We start from the raw sequence: 21,548 nt of genomic DNA, 5'->3' as shown, positions 1-21,548 counted from the left end.
AATTCAAGTGCTTAAAAAGTGAGGCAGATTTTGCCAAAGTGCTTGCCAGACTCCTGATGACGGAAAGCGTCAGCAATGTCATGGAGCGCAAACTCGCGGTCAATAATCGGCCGCAGATTGGAGGCTTCAATGGCGTGAATCATCTCGATTTGGTGACGACGGCTACCGACGATAAGCCCTTGCAGCTTCGCTTGTTTAGCCATCAACTTAGCGGTTGGAATCTCACCTTCCCGGCCGGTTAACACACCAATCAGCGAAATATGCCCACCAATTTTTATGGCATCAATCGACTGCGGCAGCGTGCCGGGGCCGCCTACTTCAACCACGTGGTCTACACCTTTACCATCGGTCAACGCTTTAACCGCCTTCCCCCAGTCTGGCGTCTCTTTGTAGTTGATGGTGTGCTCAGCGCCCAGCTCCCGCAGGCGGGCCAATTTCTCATTGGAAGAGGAGGTCGCGATTACCCTTGCGCCCATCATCTTGGCAAACTGCAGCGCAAAGATGGAGACCCCCCCCGTGCCTAATACCAATACCGTATCACCCGCTTTAAGACCGCCGTCCACCACCAGCGCACGCCACGCAGTTAGTCCTGCAGTGGTGAGCGTGGCAGACTCTGCGTGGCTGTAACCCTTGGGCTGGTGGGTAAACCAGGTAGTTGGACGAATGACCTGTTCACGGGCGTAGCCGTCAACGCCATCCCCTGGTGTGGTCGTGAAATCGCCGACTCGCGCAGGGCCTTCCAGCCAGTCGGGGAAGAAGGTAGACACCACCGCATCGCCAACGGCGAACTCACTCACACCTTCACCGATTGCTTCCACAACGCCTGCCCCATCCGACATAGGAATGCGGCCATCATCAGTGGGGATCATCCCCTTCACTACAGCGTAATCGTGAAAATTTAACGAACTAGCATGCAGGCGTACTTTAATTTCGCCGGGGCCAGGTTCACCTGGAGCCGCGAGATTAACCACGTCTAATTTATCTAAACCGCCGGGGTGTTGAAGCTGAATGGCTTGCATTGCTCTCCCTCCAGTAAAACGCGCTCGATTAAAACGAGCTTTAAACGACCAGTCTACTACTAAGTGAGAGTAGTGCAATCAAGTTAAGCCCTTTCAAAACAGGCTAGTCTAGGTCGTGCCCCAAAAAACCACCGGACTGTCGCTGCCAGAGGCTCGCATAGATGCCGTTCTGCGCGAGTAGCTCCTGGTGGGTGCCGCTCTCCACCATGCGCCCTTCATCCACCACAATCAAACGGTCGAGCATAGCAATGGTAGAAAGACGGTGAGCAATGGCAATCACCGTTTTGCCTTCCATCAGCGTATCCAACTGCTCTTGAATGGCGGCTTCCACTTCTGAATCCAGCGCCGACGTGGCTTCATCCAACACCAAAATGGGCGCGTTCTTTAGCAGCACCCGGGCAATCGCAATGCGTTGACGCTGCCCACCGGAGAGCTTCACGCCGCGCTCACCAACATGGGCATCTAGACCCCGCCGGCCTGTTGGGTCGACCAAATCATTGATAAACGTATCTGCGTGGGCGCGACTTATCGCCTGCCATACATCTTCATCACTGGCATGGGGGCTGCCGTAGCGAATATTATCCCGCAGCGAGCGGTGCAGTAGCGAGGTATCCTGGGTAACCATACCAATCTGATGGCGCAACGAGGTTTGGGTGACATCGGCAATATTCTGCCCATCGATTAAAATCCGCCCGCCCTGCAGGTCGTAAAAGCGCAGCAGCAGATTTGCCAGGGTGGACTTGCCTGCCCCTGAACGGCCAATCAGGCCAATTTTCTCGCCGGGTTTGATGGTTAAACTCAGCCCGTCAAAGACGTTTTTACTCTCCCCTTTCGCCTGGGCATACTGAAAGCGCAGCGCATCAAACACGATCTCGCCGTTGGGCACGACAAGTGCTTTGGCCTTGGGGGCATCTTTGATCGTCGGCTCCTGGGCAATGGTATTCATGCCATCCTGCACCGTGCCAATGTTTTCAAAAAGCCCAGCGACTTCCCATAAAATCCAGTCGGACATAAAGCGAATGCGCATCACCAGCGCAATGGCGATGGCCAATACGCCCAGGGAAATGGCGTCCATATACCAGGCGCTAATCGCCATGCCCGCAGTGCCCACTAGCAGCAGCGTATTGAGCAGCGTTAAACAAACGCTCATCACCGTGACCAAGCGCATCTGACGGTGAACGGTGACCATGAAGCCCTCCATCGCGTCTTTCGCGTAGCCTTGTTCGCGCTCGGTATCGGCGAAGAGTTTGATGGTTTGGATATTGCTGTAGCTATCGACCACGCGCCCCGTCATCTGGGCACGGGCATCGGCTTGGGCCATAGAGACATCCCGTAGACGCGGAACGAAAAAGCGCATAATGCCTAAATAGCCCACAAGCCATAGGCCAAGGGGCAACAGCAGCCAGGGGTCGGCGCGGCCCAATAGAATCGCTGCCCCGGTAAAATAGACAACGGCGTAGACCATCAGGTCCATCACTTTGGTGACGGTTTCTCGGATCGCCAGCGCCGTTTGCATGACTTTTTGTGACACCCGCCCGGCAAACTCATCCTGATAAAACGCTAGGCTTTGGCTGAGCATGTGGCGGTGAGAAAGCCAGCGGCCAATCATGGGGTAGTTGCCGAAAATCGTCTGATGGGTCACCAGGGACTGCATTAGCACCAGCAACGGCAGGCCCACAATTACCAACAAGCCCACGCCTGCTAACCACAGGCCGTGGTGTTGCCAAAAGCTTTCTCGCTCTACGTTGCCCAGCCAGTCAACCAGCTCGCCCATATAACTGAAGAACACCACTTCTGCTGCGGAGACCAGCGCCGTCAGCAACGATACCGCCAGTAGCCACGGCCATACCGGGCGTGAGAAGTGCCAAATAAACGGCAATAACCCCTTCGGCGGCGTGGTGACCTCATCTTCCGGGTAGGGGTTTACGCGCCCCTCAAAGTAACGGAACAGCGGCGTAAGTATACGAGACAGCATGGGAGGTCCTTGCGTGAAAGGGGCAGCGGCATGCCTGCCGCCAAAAAGAGACAGCAAACACGGGCTAGCCAACCTGCGGCATTAGTCAGTAGGGCTGTGGCGGCTCGTCATCGTCGCCGTCGTCTCGCATGCGCGCCTGGCGTTCGGCCTCTTCCTCTTTAGCGTCGTCGATAACTTCCATGAGCTCATCAACATTGGCGATGTGGGTGTCAGCATCGAAGTGGCCGGTAAGCTTGCTATCCGGATGTAGCTCGCCCGACTCGTACAGCGACCACATCTCTCTGCCATATTCCGTTGTCAGCAGCTCCGGTGCGTACTGGCCAAAGTAGTTGCGCATATTATCGACATCGCGATAAAGCATGGCGGCGGCGCTGTTGTTGCCTGCGGCATCGACAGCCTGGGGCAGATCGATAATCACCGGACCGGAGGCATCTACCAGCACGTTGAATTCTGACAAGTCACCGTGGATCAAACCCGCACACAGCATACGCACGACGTCTTGAATGACTTTGGCGTAGTAGGTTTTGGCTTGCTCTGGCGTGAGCGTAACTTCGTCTAAGCGCGGCGCTACGTTACCTTCGGCGTCGCTGATCATCTCCATCAGCAATACGCCATCGACAAAACCGTGAGGCTCAGGGACACGAACGCCTGCGGAAGCAAGCCGATAGAGCGCGTCGACTTCGGCATTTAGCCACGCCTGCTCCTGCTCTTTTTGGCCATAGCGGGTTTTTTTTGCCATGGCCCTGGCCCGGCGGCTATTACGCTCTTTACGCCCTTCCTGGTACTGCACCGCCTGTTTAAAGCTACGCTGTTTGGCCTCTTTGAACACTTTGGCACAGCGTACTTCTTCGCCGCAGCGCACCACATAAACCTGCGCTTCTTTACCACTCATTAACTGCACCAGCACCTCGTCGATCATTCCATCATCGACCAGGGGCTGTAAACGTTTGGGGATTTTCATGGTTAGCTGCGTCGGCTCCTCTTTATTATCTTAACCATCTAACATTGCTATTTGAGTTCAATGTCCCGTCACTCAAAAACGGATACGGCGAACGCGGAAGGCACGCCCTTTCAGTTTGTCACGCTCAAGCTTGGCTTGGGCTTTTTGAACGACGCTATGCTCCACCGCCACATAGGCGCTGCGCGCCAAGACTTTAATTTTACCGACCTGCTCACCACTCAGCCCACCTTCGCTGGTCAATGCACCAAGAATATCCCCCGGGCGCAGCTTATCTTTTTTACCGCCTGCCAACTGTAGCGTTGCCATAGGCGGCTCAAACGGTACAGAGTGCTGTGGCTTAGGCAATGGTTCCGTGGTAATCGGCTGCTCTAGCAAGCCTTCCAGCCGCTCTAGCCGATAATGCTCTTTAGGGGTTACCAAGGTACAGGCAACACCGCTAGCGCCCGCGCGCCCGGTGCGCCCTACTCGGTGCACGTGAACATCAAGCTCACGGGCAATTTGATAGTTGAACACCGCATCTAGCTGGGCAATATCCAAACCGCGCGCCGCAACATCCGTGGCGACCAGAATAGACGCACTCTGGTTGGCAAACAGGATTAGTCGACGGTCACGATCTTTTTGCTCTAAGTCGCCGTTGAGCGCTACGGCGCTAAATCCAGCATCGGTAAGTTGCTCCGCCACCGCTTGGGTTTCGCGCTTGGTGTTGCAAAACACCACGCTGGTCGCCGGCCGATAGACCAGCAACAGCTGCTGAAGGGCGGCAAACCGCGCCTCTTCGTTCACGACTTCATAAAAGTGCTGATCAATGGTAGTGGCATCGTGAAGCTCAGCCACTTTGACAGTGACCGGATCACGCATTACGCCGCGGGTCATGGTGGCAAGGCCACCAGATGCCTGCTCATCCGGGAAGGTCGCACTGAACAGCAGCGTCTGGCGATCCGCAGGCGTGTCGGCAATGATGTCGTCAATGGTCGCCTGGAAGCCCATATCCAACATACGGTCAGCTTCATCCAGTACCAAGGTGGTCAGCGAGCCCAGCGTTAGCGAGCCTTTACGTAAATGCTCGTCAATGCGTCCGGGTGTGCCCACCACGATATGCGCGCCGTGCTCTAGCGAACCCAGCTGCGGCCCAAATGGTGCACCACCGCACAAGGTAAGCACCTTAACGTTGGGCAACCCCCTCGCCAAACGGCGCAGTTCGTCGGCTACTTGATCGGCTAGCTCCCGAGTGGGGCACAGCACCAGGCCTTGAACGACAAACGCGTCTACACGAAGCGCAGCCAGCAGCGCTAAGCCAAATGCGGCGGTCTTACCAGAGCCGGTTTTGGCTTGGGCTAGCACGTCGCGCCCCGCCAGCATCGGCGGCAGGCTTTGCGCCTGAACCGGCGTCATGTCGTGATAGCCAAGGGAGTCTAGATTCGTCAACAGCGCGGGTGAGAGCGCAAGCGATGCAAAAGAGGTGTCGGACACAAAAAATTCCTGAAGGGGCTATTCAGCCCAGCAAACCGATAATGTGAAGCACCATACCAGAAAGTGCTTTCCACTGCCTTGCTGTCTAGGTCAATGGGGAGAGCAATCGATAACGTCAACACTTACGTCGCAAGCACCGCAAAGCACCCTTGGCTCAGTGTAGCCAAGTCGTTGGGGGAAAGCTCAATCTCCAACCCACGCCGTCCAGCGCTAACGTACAACGTAGAAAACCCCTGCGCCGAGGCATCAATATAAGTAGGCAGGCGCTTTTTCTGCCCCAGAGGGCTAACGCCGCCCAGCACATAGCCAGTGGTACGCTCTACCTCCGACGGTTCCGCCATGGCCGCTTTCTTCGCCCCAGCGGCTTTAGCAATCTGCTTAAGCCCTAGCTGACAACTCACCGGCACAATGCCTACCGCCAGCTGTTTGCCATCTAGCTTTACCACCAGCGTTTTAAATACCTGCTCAACCGCTACGCCCAGTTTTTCAGCCGCTTCTTGACCGTATGACGGAGCAGCGACATCGTGTTGATACTCATGGAGCTGAAACACAATGCCTGCGCGCTTTGCACTATTAATTGCCGGAGTCATGGAGTTCTCGTCAGTTAACGTCGTTCGCCATGGCGGAAAAGCCCGTGGTGGAACAGCCCGCCTGCGAAAATAGAGGCATGATAAAACATAAACGACCGCGCCCGCTTGTTAAGCGGGCGCGGTCGTTGCGTACATAGCGGCTAACGTATTACTGGCAAGGCACCACACGACGCAACGTATCTTTCGCCCACAGGGTTTGGCCATCCGGCGTACGTCCATGCTCGTTCCAGCGCTCGGTGGTTTCAAGGCAGAAAGAACCAGCATCTTCGATACGCGGGTTAGCGCTGCTAGGGCGCTCCCCACCAATACGCATCACATCCGGATTTTCAGTCGTGTAGCGTGGGGCAACGGTAGAACTTGCGCAGCCGGCAACCAGAGCGGTTACCAGCAGCACGGGCAAACAGCGGCGCAAAGGCATGTTTTGAAACCCTCAAAATAGCGATAGTAGGCCGACACGATTTGTCGGTAGCGCTAAATATCACTGCCACTGAGTTCACGTCAACATTTATTCACACAAGCACATTATGTAACCAGGGTGATGCTGGTCACCGGACGTAAATTGCGCAGCCTGCAGTGCTGCTCAACGCTTTCGACAATCTCTTCGGCATCGTCTATTTGCTGCTTATCCAGTTGAATATCAACCATTAAGAAACTGCCTACCTGGGCCAAACGCACATCGTCATCGGCGATATCGAAGTCTGCTACTTGTTGCACCATCTCTTGGCGCACGCTGCCCACCGGCTCACCAAACATTAGCTCGCGCAGCGCACCGCGCACCATACGGATAGGCATCGGTAAAAAGTAGCTTGCAATGATCAACACCATCACGGGGTCGGCAAAGCGTGCATAGCCTGCCCAAGGGGTTAATGTCAGCCCCCAGGTAAGCGCAAACCCAAGCATCACCGCAGCACTTAGCCAGGTATCCATCTGCCACTGACGCAGCTCAGCGGCTAATAAAGACGAGCGGGCAATGCGTGCGTAGCGGCTTAACCACCACCAGGTAAGTAAACAGCCGGTTACGTTTACCACCCCAAACATCAGCGCAAGATCCAGAGTGACCAGTCGCCCACCTTGGGCAAGGCTCCATAGGGCGGACACCAGCGAAAACACGCACACCAGCGCAATCACCACGCCTTTGAGCAGTACAGCCAGCGGTTCCACCGTTAGCCGCCCAAAGGGGTAGTGATCATCCGCAGGTTTACGCGCCTGCTGAAGCGCAAACAGTGAAAGCGAGGCCAGCACTAAACTTAATAGCGAATAGCCGCTGTCGAATAAAATAGTGATCGAGCCACTGGCAAGGCCTAACACAAGCCCAGTAAAAGCAAAAAGGCTCGCAGAAATAGCGGAAAATCTAAGCGCACGGCGCTCGGCAACAAAGGGGGACACGATGTTACTCCTAAAATCTTACTTAATTTTGCGCCATCATAATGATTACACTACGGGCTAACCAATCGCTCAGTGCTAACAAAAATGGCGCTCAACAGAAGGCGTATGTCATGCGAGCAGAACAGGTACAGGCGTTTATTGATGTCACCGAGCACGGCTCCTTTGCCGCTGCGGCACGCCATACCGGCATAAAACGCAGCACTTTGAGCGCCGCGGTAAACGCACTGGAAGATAGCCTGGGGGTCGAGCTGTTTGAGCGTTCGGGCAATAGCCTACAACTCTCGGCGGTGGGCGAAAGCGTGCTGCCCGACTGTTACCGGCTGCTAACCAGCGCCAGCCGGATCAAAAAGCATTGCCAGCAGCATATGCAGGGGGTGGAAAACCAGCTGTGCATTGCCAGGGACGACGCCCTGCCCGAAGCTTTCTGGCGGCAGGTAATGCATGACTTGAAGCAGCGCTATCCGCTAACGGCCATCTCCGTCTACCTATTACCCCCACAAGAGCATCTACAGTTTGTATCGCGGCAAACGGTGGATATTGCCTTTGGCCTGTACACCGCCGAAGGCGCCTCGGTGGATGCTTCCAACCTTGCCCCTGTCAGTATGTGTTTAGTGGCCGCCCCCACTCACCCGTTAAGCCGCCTATTAAGCGTTCATCGAGACGACCTCGCCCAATATACCCAGGTGTGCCTAACCTACGACCAAGGAGACAAGCTGGTCAGCGAAGCCCTGTTCTCTACTAACTACCTGGGGCTAACCATGTTTGAGGTAATACGCGATGCGGCTATTAACGGTACGGGGTGGGCGCTACTGCCCTATCCTCTGGTGAAAGAAGCGCTGGAAGAGCACCGTCTTTGCGCGCTAAACCACGACCTCGCCCTGGAGAGCCATTACTACCGCTACGTGGAGGGAGAAAACCTGGGCGTAGTGGCCACAGCACTATTGAATAGCGTGACGCGCTTCTTAGGCACTACCCGCTAAATCGTGTTGATGGTATTTGCCAAGGGGAAACGTTGAAATTTATCAGTGGCGAAAATCGCCAATGCCTTCCACTCTGTAAAAAAGTGCTAAATAAGGAGAGCAAGGACACGCTAGAGAACCGACACAGGGGCAGTGTCATCTACGTGTAAAGTACGTCTGCCAGTGTCGATGTTGCCGTCAACTAAGGAGTAGTTTCCACGATGGTAAGACTCGATAAAAAAGCCACTAGGCTCTATGTCCTAGACACTAACGTCCTTATCCATGACCCTGCAGCGCTCTACCATTTCGATGAGCACGATGTGGTTATCCCTATGACGGTGCTTGAGGAGCTAGACAAGCACAAAAACGGGGCACGTGAGATCGCCCGCACGGCGCGGCAAATTAGCCGTACCCTCTCCGACCTTACCAACCAAGTCACCTTTGATGAGATACAAAAAGGCATACCCATTCCGCGTATCAGCGGCGAGTCCGGGCGCCTGCACTTTTTGTGTTACAGCGACCTAAAAACCTTTGATGCGTTAGACGACAGTCCAGACAACCGAATTTTGGCGGAAACTTGCCAGCTGCGGGATGAGCGCCCCGATGCCTCCGTCATACTGATCACCAAAGATATTAACCTACGCGTTAAAGCCGCCGCGCTTAAAGTGCCGGTAGAGGATTACCTTAACGACCGCGCCTTCTCCGATAGCGATGCCATGATTGAAGGCGCCCAGATATATGCATCGGCAGGCCAGAACGGCGCGTCGCTATGGGAAACGCTAAATGTGGATGTGACCGTCGAGCGGGTCGACCACCACACCTTCTACCTACTGAACGGCAATATGCCCCGCCATTGGCATGTGGGCATGCTGGTATCGGATAGCGAAAATGGCGCTGAGTTTGAAGCCATTGTGCGCGAACTTTCCCCCGTATCAGCCCGCCTGCAGCTGCTCACCAACTACCGTCACCATGCCGGGGTTTGGGGCGTCCACGCCCATGACAGCCGCCAGAATTTCACGCTTAACCTACTGATGGACCCGGATATAGACCTTGTCACCATTGCTGGCAATGCAGGTACCGGTAAAACCTTCATGACGCTGGCCGCGGCTTTCCAGCAAACCCTAGACGCCAAGCAGTTTGAGCGCATCGTGTTTACGCGGGCGCCCATTCCCATGGGCGAAGACATTGGCTTTTTACCGGGCACTGAAGAGGAGAAGATGACGCCCTGGATGGGCGCTTTCCACGACAACATGGATAACTTACTGCGCAATGAAGAAGGCGAATCCAGTTGGGATAACGGCGCCACACGGCAGCTGATTGGCTCGCGGGTGCAAATTCGCTCGCCCAGCTTTATGCGTGGGCGCACCCTCAACGACACCTTTTTGATTATCGACGAGGCCCAGAACTTCACTCCCAAGCAACTGAAATCGCTGGTCACCCGGGCCGGCCGCAATACTAAGATTGTTTGTTTAGGTAACGTTGGCCAAATCGACACCCCTTACCTTACCGCCAACACCTGCGGCATGGCCGCTGTGGTCGAGCGTTTTAGGGATTGGCCCCACGCAGGACATATCACCCTAACCAACGTAGAGCGTTCACGCTTAGCGCTTGCCGCAGAAGAGCTGTTATAGCGCCGACCTCAGAAGCCTTCACTAACCTATGTGGTTAATTAAATCGTTTCAGCCCGGCCCACTGTGCAATGTGCTTCAGAACCGCACTTCAGCACCGTGGGCTGTTTCTTGGCTGCATGTTTAGCGATCAACGGTATCCGATGGGCTCCCTTTCCAAGGGTTCTCAACGCCTACGGTATCTGCGGCAAAAGCCTTGCGCTCACCTAACGGCCGAGGCTTACCCACCGTCGTATCGTTATAGGTTTGGCGCTCCATCTCACAGTTCACTTCTGCCCCAAACAGCACAACAAAGGCTGAGAGCCAAAACCACAGCATTAACGCCACCACCGCACCAAGAGAGCCGTAGAGTTCGCTAAAGCTCGAAAAGTAGCGCACATACAGCGATAAACCACCCGAGCCCAGTAGCCACATCGTTGTGGCAAACAGCGTGCCATAGCTTAACCACTTCCACTTGGCAGCGCGGCGATAGGGGGCAAAGCGGTATAGCAGTGCGATCAAAGCACTCATAATGACAAGCAGTGCTGGCCAGCGCAGCCACTGAAGCACTTTATTCAGTGGTGGGTCCACTGCCAACATGTCTACCGCCATGGGCACCACCGCAATAAAGCCGAGTGATACGAGGGTCATCACGATCAGCCCAAACGTCAGCGATAACAATACGCCAAGGCGCAGTAGCGCGGGTCGCTTCTCCTGCTGGCCATAAACCACGTTTAGCCCCACGATTAGAGTAGAAACGCCTTTAGAAGCGATATACATGGCCGTTAATAAACCGGCCAGTGCAGTCATCACGCTCCCCGACTGCGCACTTTCGACGACATCCTGGGCCTGCTGATCGATCAGGTTCGCCGCATCCGGCGGCATAAAGCGGCTAACTTCATACAGCTGGCGCCCGGCTTCAACAGGGTCGAACATCAAGCCCCATAGCGAGATAACCGCCGCAATTGTAGGAAACAGCGCCAACAGCGCATAAAACGCGATGCCAGCCGCATACATCGTGATGCGGTCGCGCCGCGCTGCACGTAGAACGCGCCAAGCAATATCGTACCAACCCATGCGTGTTATATCGTCAGGGGTCGTGGCCTCACGACCTCTTGAATCTGTTTGTTCAGGCGACTCTAACTCAAGCTCTCGATGTTTAGCATTTTGATCGCTCATCGCAGCCCCTCCCACAGTAACAAGAGCGCCAGCACCACAGCGAACGCCATCATCAAACCGCTGCCATGGTGACGCATCCATGCTTCACTGGATAAAAGCCGCGTTAGCCGCCCCATCGCGAACTGCTCGACGGCCAGCGCTGCATTAACGCTTGCTCCTTTTACCTTTTGGCATTTGTGTGCCACGGCGCTTGCCACCTCTACAGTGTTTATGGCGACTACGCTATATAGCCACCATAAATCGCCTTCCGGCGGCCGCTTGGCACGCAGGTGCCGCAGCCAGTAAAAGCTTATTACCACCAGCAGCACACCCACCGGAAATGGCCATACAATTCCCAGCCACTCATCCATTGGCGGTAACACAACGCTGCCCTCTGGCAGCGGAAGCCATAGCGGGGTCGTCAGCGCGGCAATAACCGCGAAAAGCCATGCTCCCGGCTGGAAAGCATCGCTGCCCCCCTGGTGGCGCTGCTGCCATTGGCGCCATACACATACGCTCACTAGCGCTGCCGTGCCGATAGCGGCCCAGGTTAACAGCATAATTAAGAGCGTATGCTCCATCTCGTAAAGGGCGTGTTTAACCCCCCACTTGCTGATCATCCCCGCCGCTAGCGCACCGGTTAACGACACCCCAGGCAGCGCGACGAGCGCAAACAGCAGCGGCGTCGGCCAACGGGGCATGTGCTCGCTAATACTGGTTCCCATAAATAGCGCCCCCTTCGCCAGCGCATGATGGGCAGCAAACAGCACCACACCTGGCAGCAGCAGCGGCCACACCCCGGGCGCAACAAGTCCCATCGCTACCATGGCGGTTAACATGCCCATCTGGCTAATACTGGAGTAGGCTAACACGGCCTTAGGATGGTGCTGCCAAACCCCATAAATCGCCGCGCCAAATGCCGCGGCCAAGCCTGCCACCAGCATCCAGTTACCCAGCTGAATCAACTCAGGGGAAAGGCCATCAAACCCTAACGGCAGTACGTTAAGCCAGCCTAATAGGCCCGCTTTTATCATGGCACCACTCAACACCGCACTTGCCGGGGCTGGAGCAACCGGATGGGCCAACGGCAGCCATACATGCAGACCAATAACCCCCGCCTTTACGCCAAACCCAAGCCATAGCAAAAGCGCCATAAGAGCGCCCTGGTCGGCTTCGGCAATTCCTTCCCGAACCCCCTCAAGTGACAAGGTTTCCGCAGTGCCTGCCGCCCACAGAAAACCGCCGAGAATCAGCCCTTCGCCTATCACAGCCAATATTAAATACGCCTTGCCCCCCAGCCGCGCCTCCTGGCTGCCGCTGTGTACCACTAGGGCATAAGCAGCAAACGTCATTAACGCGAAGCCTAGGTAAAAGCTGGCAATATCCTGAGCAATAATCAGCAGTACGTTGCCCAAAAACGTCAGCGGCCAAAGCAGTGCCAAGCGCAGCAAGCGGCGTTCGGCAGCATGATCTCCCGCCTGGGCCTTCGCCTGTTCAGCGGCGAAATACCCTCGCCCATGCACCGCAGCCAAACTCCATAGTAGGGTAGTAAACACAAGCCACGGGCGAGTTAGCGCATTCAACTCCCAGAAACCACCCAGCATCCATGCCTCAATGACCCACTGCGCCTCTCCGCCATAGGCCAGCAGTAACGCAGGCCAGGAAGCCGTTAGCCACGTCAATGTAAAGTAGTGGCGCGCAGCCACCGGCGTTCGATAGGCCTGCCACACCACATTACCCGCAATGCAAAGTGGCCAAAGCAGAGCCGTAATTAAGAACAGTGTCATCATGGCAGATACTCCCCGACCGCAACCCGCGTTGCCCAGTCCAGTGGGCTAAACGGCAGCCCTGCCAATAAGCCTGCCCCAATGCTTACCACAGCGGTAAATACCGCAGGCCATAGCAACCAGCCATGGGTTTCCAGACGACCAAGGCGCCGCTCCTTTGGCCACTCCCCTTCACCATGGGCAGGCCCCTCGCGGAACCACAGGCGGTGCACAATCGGCAGGAAATAGAGCGCATTTAAGGTACTACTGACCACCAGCACAGCCACCACCCAGTGCATATTGGCCTGAACCGCCCCCACACCCAGGTACCACTTAGTGATAAAACCAGCCACGGGGGGCAGTCCAATCATCCCCAACGCCCCCACCGTAAACGCAATACTGGTGAGCGGCATACGTTTGCCAGCGCCGTCCATTTCATCTATGCGGTGAATACCTAGCTCCTCGGCGTAATTACCAGCGCAGAAGAACAGCGTTACTTTCATCAGCCCCTGGTGCAACAGATGGGCCAGTGCCCCGATGGTGCCAAACGGGCCGAAAAGGCTAACCCCCAGTACAACGTAGGAGACTTGGCTAATGGTTGAAAATGCTAGCCGGGGTTTAAGCTCATGCTGCGCAATTGCCCGCAGAGAGCCATAAATGATGGTGATGGAAGCAGCGATAGCCAGCGCGGTGGTAACGCCTAACTCGACGCTCAGCTCGATCCCGTAAAGATCATAGATAATCCGCATAATGCCAAACGCACCGGCTTTCACTACCGCAACGGCATGTAACAGCGCACTCACGGGGGCCGGGGCCACCATCGCTCTGGGCAGCCAGCCGTGAAAGGGCACCATCGCCGCTTTTACGGCAAGCCCGCCCACTAGCAGCGCAAATATTAGCGTTAGCTGCCCACGGTGATCGTTAAGATAAGGAGAAAGCCCTTGCTCCGACGCAAACGAATGGTCGCTTGTTAAGCTGTAAAGCATCACGACGCCCAACAGCAGCACTACCCCACCCGTTAGCGTGTAGCGCAAATAAACCCGCCCCGCTGCTAACGCTTTAGCGGTGCCCGCATGAACCACCAACGGGTACGTAGACAGCGTCAACATTTCGTAGAAAATTAAAAAGGTAAACAGGTTGCCCGCTAACGCGATCCCCAAGGTACTGGCCACACACAGGCTGAAGAAACCAAAAAAGCGTTTCCGATTAGCCGCGCCTTCCAAGTAGCCAATGGCGTAGATCGTGGTGCATAACCATAAAAGCGACGACAGGCCAGCAAACATTACCCCCAGCGCGTCGGCACGCAGCACAAAATCGATACCGCCGATAATCTGAAAGCTAAAGGTGTCCAGGTGGCCTTGGGACACCCGCCCAATCATTAACGCCACCAGAATAATTTTACCGACAGCAGCCACTAAGTTAACGCTGGTGCGTAGCCGTCGTGCCTCCTCGGGTACAAGAAAGATCACCACGGCTGCAATAATAGAGGTAGCCAAGGTGGCAAGGGGTAACCATGCCGCGTTCATAGGCCACCTCCATGTAATAGCGACAGCGGTAAATGGGCCAGCAATCCCAGGGCAAATGCTGCCAGGGCAAGCCCTAGCGCGACTAGATCCATGCTCGGCGCCAACGGCTGATAGTGGTGCCTGGGGGCGGTTTCATCAAAGGAGTAGCGGAACACACGAAACACGTAGGCCGCGGATAACAGCGTGCCCACCAAAAGCGCTGCGACAGCAACCCACTGCTGGGTCATCACCATCGCCTGTAGAAGCAGCCACTTCGCCGTAAAGCCTGAGCTAGGCGGTAAGCCCATAAGCGTTACGGAAGCGATACCAAACACCAGTAATGACAGCGGCAAACGACGGCTAGTGCCCGCGAGGCCCTTCAGCGAGCTTTCACCTGTGGCAAGAATCAAATTACCCGCTGCCATAAACATCGCAGCTTTCGCCAGCGCGTGCCCCATCAGCTGTAACCAAAACCCCTCCCATGCTAGCGCCTTCGGTAAAGGGGGAATGTCAGGCCCGATCAGTAGAGGAAAAGCCACCATCAAATAGCCCAGCTGGGCTACCGTTGAAGAGGCCACCAGGGTTTTAAGCGAATCTGATCGCCATGCCACCAGACCACCCCACACAATGGCCAGCATTCCCAGCCAAGCGACAAAGCGAGGGGCAAACACCGCATCAGGAAGCAGAATACTCCACAGCATAATTAAGATGAATAGCGATGCTTTAACCACCAGCGCCGCGTGTAGCGCGCTTACCGGAGTCCAAGCACTTTCATGCACCGGGGTTAACCATCCATGTAAAGGAAATAGCGCCGCCTTTAGCGCCAGACCTGCGCCTATTAGCGCTGCGGCTATCCAAGCAACCGGCCCTGGCTCCACGACCTCCGCTAACGCCTGAAGATCCAGCTCCCCCCAGTACCCAAGCACCAGAGCGACACCCAGCAGATAAGCCAGCGACCCTACCAGCGCTAGTAACAGATAGCGCATGCCCGCCAGTAGCGCAGCAGGTTTACCTGATAAAAGCAGCATGCCTACCGCCGCTAATCCCATCAACTCCAGGGCGGCATAAAGCGTTAGCAGATCCGCCGCCAGCCAGATCAGGGAAAGCGCACTGATCAACACACCCATCAAAGGCCACAGCCAGCGCGACTGTTTACCGGGGTTCGTTAAGCGTAAATGTCCCGGGGTATAGAGCGCCGCAGCGGCACCCACCCACTGAGTAACCAGCAGCATTAAAACGCTGGCGCCGCTTAAACGAAGCGACACCGTTACCCCCGCCACCTGCCACTGCCAGCGCAAAAGCCCCCCCTGCTGGTAATCCATCATGAGCAGAACGCCTGCCAACAGAATGGGCACGCAGGCAAGCCCTACAGGTAACGCTCGCCGGGGAGAGCATAGAGCGCCTAAGAGGCCAAAGAGAATCGGCAGTGCTAGCGTCGCGCCTAATGCCCAGTGGGTAAGCCAAAGGGGTTCGAACGTCGTTTCTGTAAGACCAAACCGCCAGTTCATTGGGTGTGCTCCTTGGCCTTACCGTCGTGGCCCAGGGCATCCTCGCCTTCCAGCAGAAGAAGATGACGAATCAACAGCGCCCCTAGTAACGAACCCAGCCAGGCAATCGCCAAGCCAACGCTCACTAATGCCTGCGCGCCCTCCACGGTGCCCGCCATACCGGCAAGCAGGAGAAACACGCCAGAACCAAGAATATTGAAGGCAAGCAAGCGGCGTAGTAAATGGCGATGCAGCGCAAACGCCCCCATGGCCGTTGCCGCAATCAAAACCGCTGCTAGCACAAGGGGATGTTCAGCTGGAGAGTACGCCATTTCAGGCATCACATAGCGGATCGCGCCGCCCATCATTAAGCACCATGCCAGCGCTAACAACGCCCGCGCTAAGCCGTGATGCCAAGAGCCACGTAAATTATCGTAGTAGGTTACGCGCCTACCGCGGGGAGACGTTTCTGCGTCAGAAGGAAACATTCTTAACGCATAAAAAAAGCTCGCCCCCGTTAACAGCGCCCCCAACACAAGCTCGGCTAAAGCCAACCAGGGGGCGCCTAACCACCACCACGCCAAGGTCATGAGCAGGGCAAATACCACGAACAGGCAGCTAGCCCGTAACAGATGACGATCAAACAGGCAGGCAAGCGCTACTACACATAAGCAGAGTGCTAACCCCCCTTCTAATAATATAGAGGAAGCTATCATGCGCCTTCGCTAATCCCTTGCATCGGCTGTAGGGGTAATTACTTTGCCTGCCTTTTAGTCACTTGTCGACGCAGCCCTAGGCTAAACGCCCGCTAAGCCAGCGGCCAATATCGCCTACCTGCTGGGGACAAAGTGCGTGAGCCATTGGGTACTGGCGATAATTCACCTCATACCCCAATGTTTTTAAACGCTCAACCCCACTGCGGCCAAGGGTTTCCGGCACGATGGGGTCAAAATTGCCGTGGTGAGCTTCAATAGGAATGTGCCGGTTGGCGTCGGCTAGCTCGATACTATCGGCGGTCGCAAAGTAGGTCGACATGGCTAACAAGCCGCCTAAAGGCTGAGGGAAAGAGAGCGCGGCCTGGTAAGCAACGGCCCCACCCTGGGAGAAGCCAGCCACAATAATGCGCTGGCTATCAATGCCTTGGTCGATCTGCTCTTGAATCAGCGCCTGAATCCGCTCGGCAGATTTCATCAGCTGGCCTTCGTCTACGCGGCGCCCCAGGTCCATCGCGAGAATGTCATACCAAGCGGGCATCACCATGCCGCCATTGATGGTCACTGGCAGGCGCGGCGCATGGGGCATAATAAAGCGCACATGCGCATCGTCAGGTAGCGTAAGCGCGGGAACCAGCGGCTCAAAATCGTGCCCATCGGCACCTAAGCCATGAATGATAAACACACACGCATCGGCGGGTTGACCATTTTTCGGTTCAATAATCAGTTCGCCTGGGGCTGTCATGAGGTTAATTCCTTGCTGAATTTAAAAGCGCCACCCTAGCGCAAAGTAACGTTAACAGCGAGACATTGTCCGCTTAAAACGGCCAAACCAGCGGAATAAGCGTCAACGAAATGGCACCGGTAAGTAAGTTTAAACCACCGCCCACACGTAAAAAATCGCTTATTCGATAACCACCAGGGCCGTGCACCATTAAGTTTGTTTGATAGCCAATCGGGGTTAGAAAGCTCGCCGAAGCAGCAAACATCACCGCTACCACATAGGGCATCGGATTAACCCCTAGGCTTTCAGCGGCGGCTATCACCACCGGGAAAATAATCACCGCGGCGGCATTATTGGTGACTAACTCAGTGAGCAGCGCTACAACGCAGTAAGTACCAATGAGCAAAAGCAATGGATTACCCGCCACCAGGGAAAGAGCGCCTCCCGCGATAACATCGGCGGCACCGGAGCTTTGCAGCGCTGCCCCCACGCCAAAAGAGGCAGCGATGGTCAGTAGTACTTGGGTATCTAAACCTCGCTTGGCGGCCCCGACTGTGCAGCAACCCGTGAGCAGCGCCAGCGCAGCCCCAAGCATCGCGGCATTGAGCATACTCAACACCCCAAAGGCAGCAAGCAGCACAGCACCCAGCAAAATCGCCCAGGCCAGCGGAGCTTTTTCATGAACCGGGCGCGCTGCGCCGTTCAGCTCGCTGATTAGTAGGAAGTCTTTCGACTGACGGTGGCGCTCAATAAACGGTGGGCGCGCCTCTAATAGCAGCACATCAGCAGGCTGCAAGCGCACTTGCCCTAGGTTACCCGTTACCCGCTCACCGCTCCGGCAAACGGCCAGCACCGCAGCACCGTATAGCGTTCTAAAACGTCCATCGCGGATGCGCTGGCCAATAAACTGACACTGATTAGAAACTACCGCCTCTACCAGCCGGCGCTCCTTAAACTCTTTCTCCAAGCTGGAAGCGCCATCGTGAGAAGGAATTAAACCACGTATCTGCTGCAGCTCAACGGCCGCATCGGAGGTGCCTACAAACACTAACCGATCCCCACCCTTTAGCTGCTCCCCGGGTCCCACGACGCTCACTACGTTACCAGCACGCTCTATTTCGACCAGAAACAACTCCTGCAAATGGCGCAGTCCAGCCTCTTCCACCGTGCGGTCAACCAAAATACCGGCAGGATCAACCTCCATCTCAATGGTGAACTCGCGGGGGTTAGCAAAGGCTTTTGCCATACCCTCTCGGGAAGGCAGAAGACGCGGCCCCAGTAGAATCAGATAAGTAAGCCCAACCACCGCCACAGGAATGCCAACCCAGGCCAAATCAAACAGCCCCATGGCAAAATCAGGGTAACGCTCGACCAGTAGCCCATGCACCACCAGATTAGTACTGGTACCAAATAGGGTAATAGTCCCGCCCAGTATTGAAGCGAAGCTCAGCGGCATTAAAAGCCGCTGCGGGGAGAGACGCAGCCGACGACTCCAGCTCATCACGGCAGGAATATAGGTGGCAACGACGGGGGTGTTATTAAGAAAACCACTCAGTGATGCCACCGGCAGCAGCAACCGCACAAGCGCGCCTCGCTCACTGTTAGGGCGGCCTAGAACATAGCGAATAATGAGGTCGATACCGCCGGTTTCACGAATACTGGCAACCAGTACGTACATAAACGCCACGGTAAACAGGCCGCTGTTGGAAAAACCGCCCAGCGCTTGCTGCGGGTCAATTACCCCCAGCGTCATTAACACCACTACCGCACCCAACAGAATAATATCGGGGCCAAGGCGCGATAGCGCCATCAGTGGAAAGATAGTCAGCACTACCCCAACAGCGATCCAAGCATCCAGCGACATAACCCCACGTCCTTAACAGAAAGCTTTATAAAAAGGCTTAACAAAAAAGCATGGGAGCATTGTGACGCCAATCGCATATTCTAAAAAGTTATTTTTAGAAACAGGTTAAGACCAAAAAAGAATATATGAATGTGAGGTGTGAGGTGTGAGGTGTGAGGTGTGAGGTGTGAGGTGTGAGGTGTGAGGTGTGAAACAGAGTAGATTGGAGTAGAAATAAAAAACCCCGCTCAGGGCGGGGTTTTTCAGCAAGCTAGCATAATGCGCTAGCTGCGAACATCAAGGGTTCTAATTATAGAACTTTGATGTTGGAAGCCTGAAGGCCTTTTTTACCCTGGGTGACGTCGAAGGAAACCTTCTGGCCGTCTTGCAGAGTTTTGAAGCCGTCAGCTTGAATTTCGGAGAAGTGCGCGAACAGGTCGTCGCCATTGTCGTCCGGAGAAATGAAGCCGAAGCCTTTAGTGTCGTTAAACCACTTAACGGTACCAGTTGCCATGATCGAAATCCTCGATAAAGCGAATTATAAAGCCGGGGTAATACCCGAGTTGCAGTGGGTAGAACAAGAAACTTTCACCAGACTCACGCTTGGGCGTTCGATACTGCTGACAACGTTCGACTTGCTAACCAACTGCATTTAGCATGCGCTTAACTTAGCCGCACGTCAACACTATGATGGAAAAAAATGACATTGCAATTACTTTTTTTCCAACATCCAATTTGCCGCTTTTTCAGCGATCATCAGCGTCGGTGAATTAGTATTTCCGCTAGTGATTGTGGGCATTACGCCTGCGTCAGCCACGCGTAAACCCGTTATGCCGCGTACTCTAAGCCGTGCATCAACCACCGCCATCGGGTCGTCTGCTCGCCCCATGCGCGTTGTGCCTACCGGGTGGAAAATTGTCGTCCCAATGTCCCCCGCAAGGCGCGCTAATTCATCGTCGGTTTGGTATTCAACTCCGGGCTTTACTTCCTCCGGTGCGTATTTAGCGAACGCAGGCTGCTCAGCAATGCGCCGTGTCACGCGCAGTGAATCTGCCGCCACCTTGCGGTCTTCCTCAGTGCTTAGGTAGTTAGGTTCAATGGCCGGTGCCGTTTGTGGGTCGCGGTTTTTGATCCGAACCGTGCCACGGCTGGTGGGATTCAGGTTGCATACGCTGGCAGTAATTGCCGGGAAGTTATGCAGCGGCTGACCAAACGCATCCAAACTTAAGGGCTGTACGTGGTACTCAATGTTGGCGTGTTGGTACTCGTCAGAACTGCGGGTAAAAATGCACAGCTGAGACGGTGCCATGCTCATCGGGCCAGAGCGTTTCAACAAATATTCAAGCCCAATCTTGGCTTTACCCACCAAGGAGTTGGCCATGGTGTTCAAGGTTTTAGCGCCATTAACCCTATATACCGAGCGGATCTGTAGGTGATCCTGCAGGTTCTCACCCACCCCAGGAAGCGCTGCCACCACATCAATGCCATGGCGTTGCAGTAGCTCAGGCGCACCAATACCGGAAAGCTGCAGAATCTGCGGCGATCCGATGGCCCCCGCACTCAGTACCACTTCCTTACTCGCCGCAACCTCCATCACGCTGCCCTCGCGTAGAAGTTCTGCGCCTACGCAGCGTGGCTGACCATCTTGCTGCTCAAACAGCAGACGGTTGACGTGGGTAGAGTGCCAGAGCGTCAGATTGGTGCGCTTCTTTATTGGCCGCAAAAACGCCTTAGAGGTATTCCAGCGCCAGCCTTTACGCTGGTTAACCTCAAAGTAGTTAACGCCTTCGTTATCGCCGCGATTGAAATCATCGGTGCGTGGAATACCCGCTTGCACCGCTGCTTCGGCGAAGTCATCCAGCACTTCCCAACTCAAACGTTGCTTTTCGATTCGCCATTCGCCACCGTGGCCGTGGTAACGACGGTGCTCAGCATCGCCATCACCACCGTCATCCAGCCGGTGATGGTCTTCGTGCTTCATGAAATCCGGCAGGCAGTTTTCCCAGCGCCACTCGTCGCTGCCGGTCAGTTCAGCCCAGTGGTCGTAATCCCTTGCCTGACCACGCAGGTAGAGCATGCCGTTAATACTGGAACAGCCACCCAGGGTTTTGCCGCGTGGATAGATCAGCGAACGACCGTTGAGGCCTTTATCAGGCTCAGTGCGAAACAGCCAATCCGTGCGAGGGTTGTTAATGCAATAAAGGTAGCCCACCGGAATATGAATCCAGTGGTAGTTATCCGGCCCGCCCGCTTCAACCAGCAGCACCCGATTATTCGGGTTGGCGCTTAGTCGATTGGCCAACAGGCACCCTGCGGTGCCTGCGCCGATTACGATGTAATCAAAGTTATTAGTAGCAGCGTGTGCCATGAACTGGCTCCCGTAAC

At 55.4% G+C, this 21,548-nt stretch carries 18 protein-coding genes; 2 read left to right on the top strand and 16 right to left on the bottom strand.

Going from position 1 to position 21,548, the window contains the following annotated elements; genetic code table 11:
- Positions 1 to 11: 11 nt before the first annotated feature.
- The 7 genes from BB497_08010 to BB497_07980 form a co-directional block, all read right to left on the bottom strand.
- Entirely contained in the window at positions 12 to 1,019 is a 1,008-nt protein-coding gene (locus BB497_08010; GenBank protein ID AVI62656.1) for an NADPH:quinone oxidoreductase, read from the bottom strand.
- A 103-nt stretch (positions 1,020 to 1,122) separates the two neighbouring features.
- Entirely contained in the window at positions 1,123 to 2,994 is a 1,872-nt protein-coding gene (locus BB497_08005) for a multidrug ABC transporter ATP-binding protein (GenBank protein AVI62655.1), read from the bottom strand.
- 85 nt (positions 2,995 to 3,079) lie between these two features.
- A complete protein-coding gene (locus BB497_08000; GenBank protein AVI62654.1) occupies positions 3,080 to 3,955 on the bottom strand; it encodes a kinase in 876 nt (291 codons plus the stop codon).
- A 72-nt stretch (positions 3,956 to 4,027) separates the two neighbouring features.
- Positions 4,028 to 5,425: an ATP-dependent RNA helicase DbpA gene (locus tag BB497_07995; protein ID AVI62653.1), complete on the bottom strand. Its 1,398-nt coding sequence runs from the start codon at positions 5,423 to 5,425 to the stop codon at positions 4,028 to 4,030.
- Positions 5,426 to 5,547: 122 nt separating this feature from the next.
- Entirely contained in the window at positions 5,548 to 6,015 is a 468-nt protein-coding gene (locus BB497_07990; GenBank protein ID AVI62652.1) for an aminoacyl-tRNA deacylase, read from the bottom strand.
- A gap of 148 nt (positions 6,016 to 6,163) precedes the next feature.
- The gene (locus BB497_07985; protein AVI62651.1) at positions 6,164 to 6,433 is read right to left on the bottom strand and encodes a hypothetical protein; all 270 of its coding nucleotides are present in this window, start codon (positions 6,431 to 6,433) and stop codon (positions 6,164 to 6,166) included.
- A gap of 104 nt (positions 6,434 to 6,537) precedes the next feature.
- The gene (locus tag BB497_07980; GenBank protein AVI62650.1) at positions 6,538 to 7,401 is read right to left on the bottom strand and encodes a cation transporter; all 864 of its coding nucleotides are present in this window, start codon (positions 7,399 to 7,401) and stop codon (positions 6,538 to 6,540) included.
- A 110-nt stretch (positions 7,402 to 7,511) separates the two neighbouring features.
- On the opposite strand from BB497_07980, the gene BB497_07975 reads away from it, so the two are divergent.
- The gene (locus BB497_07975; protein ID AVI62649.1) at positions 7,512 to 8,381 is read left to right on the top strand and encodes a LysR family transcriptional regulator; all 870 of its coding nucleotides are present in this window, start codon (positions 7,512 to 7,514) and stop codon (positions 8,379 to 8,381) included.
- A gap of 200 nt (positions 8,382 to 8,581) precedes the next feature.
- Positions 8,582 to 9,991, top strand: coding sequence for a phosphate starvation-inducible protein PhoH (locus BB497_07970; protein ID AVI62648.1), 1,410 nt, complete (start codon positions 8,582 to 8,584; stop codon positions 9,989 to 9,991).
- Positions 9,992 to 10,111: 120 nt separating this feature from the next.
- Here BB497_07970 and BB497_07965 read toward each other — a convergent pair whose 3' ends face one another.
- The 9 genes from BB497_07965 to BB497_07925 form a co-directional block, all read right to left on the bottom strand.
- Complete coding sequence (locus BB497_07965; GenBank protein AVI62647.1) at positions 10,112 to 11,146, bottom strand: hypothetical protein; 1,035 nt, start codon at positions 11,144 to 11,146, stop codon at positions 10,112 to 10,114.
- Positions 11,143 to 12,915, bottom strand: a complete 1,773-nt coding sequence (locus tag BB497_07960) for a hypothetical protein (GenBank protein ID AVI62646.1) — start codon at positions 12,913 to 12,915, stop codon at positions 11,143 to 11,145. The genes BB497_07965 and BB497_07960 overlap by 4 nt, the downstream gene beginning before the upstream one ends.
- A complete protein-coding gene (locus tag BB497_07955) occupies positions 12,912 to 14,417 on the bottom strand; it encodes an NADH dehydrogenase (protein AVI62645.1) in 1,506 nt (501 codons plus the stop codon). The genes BB497_07960 and BB497_07955 overlap by 4 nt, the downstream gene beginning before the upstream one ends.
- Entirely contained in the window at positions 14,414 to 15,904 is a 1,491-nt protein-coding gene (locus tag BB497_07950; GenBank protein AVI62644.1) for an NADH-ubiquinone oxidoreductase, read from the bottom strand. Before BB497_07950 ends, BB497_07955 begins: the two co-directional genes overlap by 4 nt.
- Complete coding sequence (locus BB497_07945) at positions 15,901 to 16,599, bottom strand: hypothetical protein (protein ID AVI62643.1); 699 nt, start codon at positions 16,597 to 16,599, stop codon at positions 15,901 to 15,903. Before BB497_07945 ends, BB497_07950 begins: the two co-directional genes overlap by 4 nt.
- Before the next feature lie 76 nt (positions 16,600 to 16,675).
- Positions 16,676 to 17,341: a carboxylesterase gene (locus BB497_07940; protein ID AVI62642.1), complete on the bottom strand. Its 666-nt coding sequence runs from the start codon at positions 17,339 to 17,341 to the stop codon at positions 16,676 to 16,678.
- Between the two features lie 73 nt (positions 17,342 to 17,414).
- Positions 17,415 to 19,184, bottom strand: coding sequence for a potassium transporter TrkA (locus BB497_07935; protein AVI62641.1), 1,770 nt, complete (start codon positions 19,182 to 19,184; stop codon positions 17,415 to 17,417).
- Between the two features lie 289 nt (positions 19,185 to 19,473).
- Complete coding sequence (locus BB497_07930) at positions 19,474 to 19,677, bottom strand: cold-shock protein (GenBank protein AVI62640.1); 204 nt, start codon at positions 19,675 to 19,677, stop codon at positions 19,474 to 19,476.
- Between the two features lie 198 nt (positions 19,678 to 19,875).
- On the bottom strand, positions 19,876 to 21,531 hold the full coding sequence (locus tag BB497_07925) for a choline dehydrogenase (protein ID AVI62639.1): 1,656 nt from the start codon (positions 21,529 to 21,531) through the stop codon (positions 19,876 to 19,878).
- Positions 21,532 to 21,548: the final 17 nt, after the last annotated feature.

It is taken from the genome of Halomonas sp. GFAJ-1, from assembly GCA_002966495.1.
GTDB lineage: Bacteria > Pseudomonadota > Gammaproteobacteria > Pseudomonadales > Halomonadaceae > Vreelandella.
Note: the sequence above shows the minus strand (reverse complement) of the source record. Positions and strands in the feature narration are given on the sequence as shown.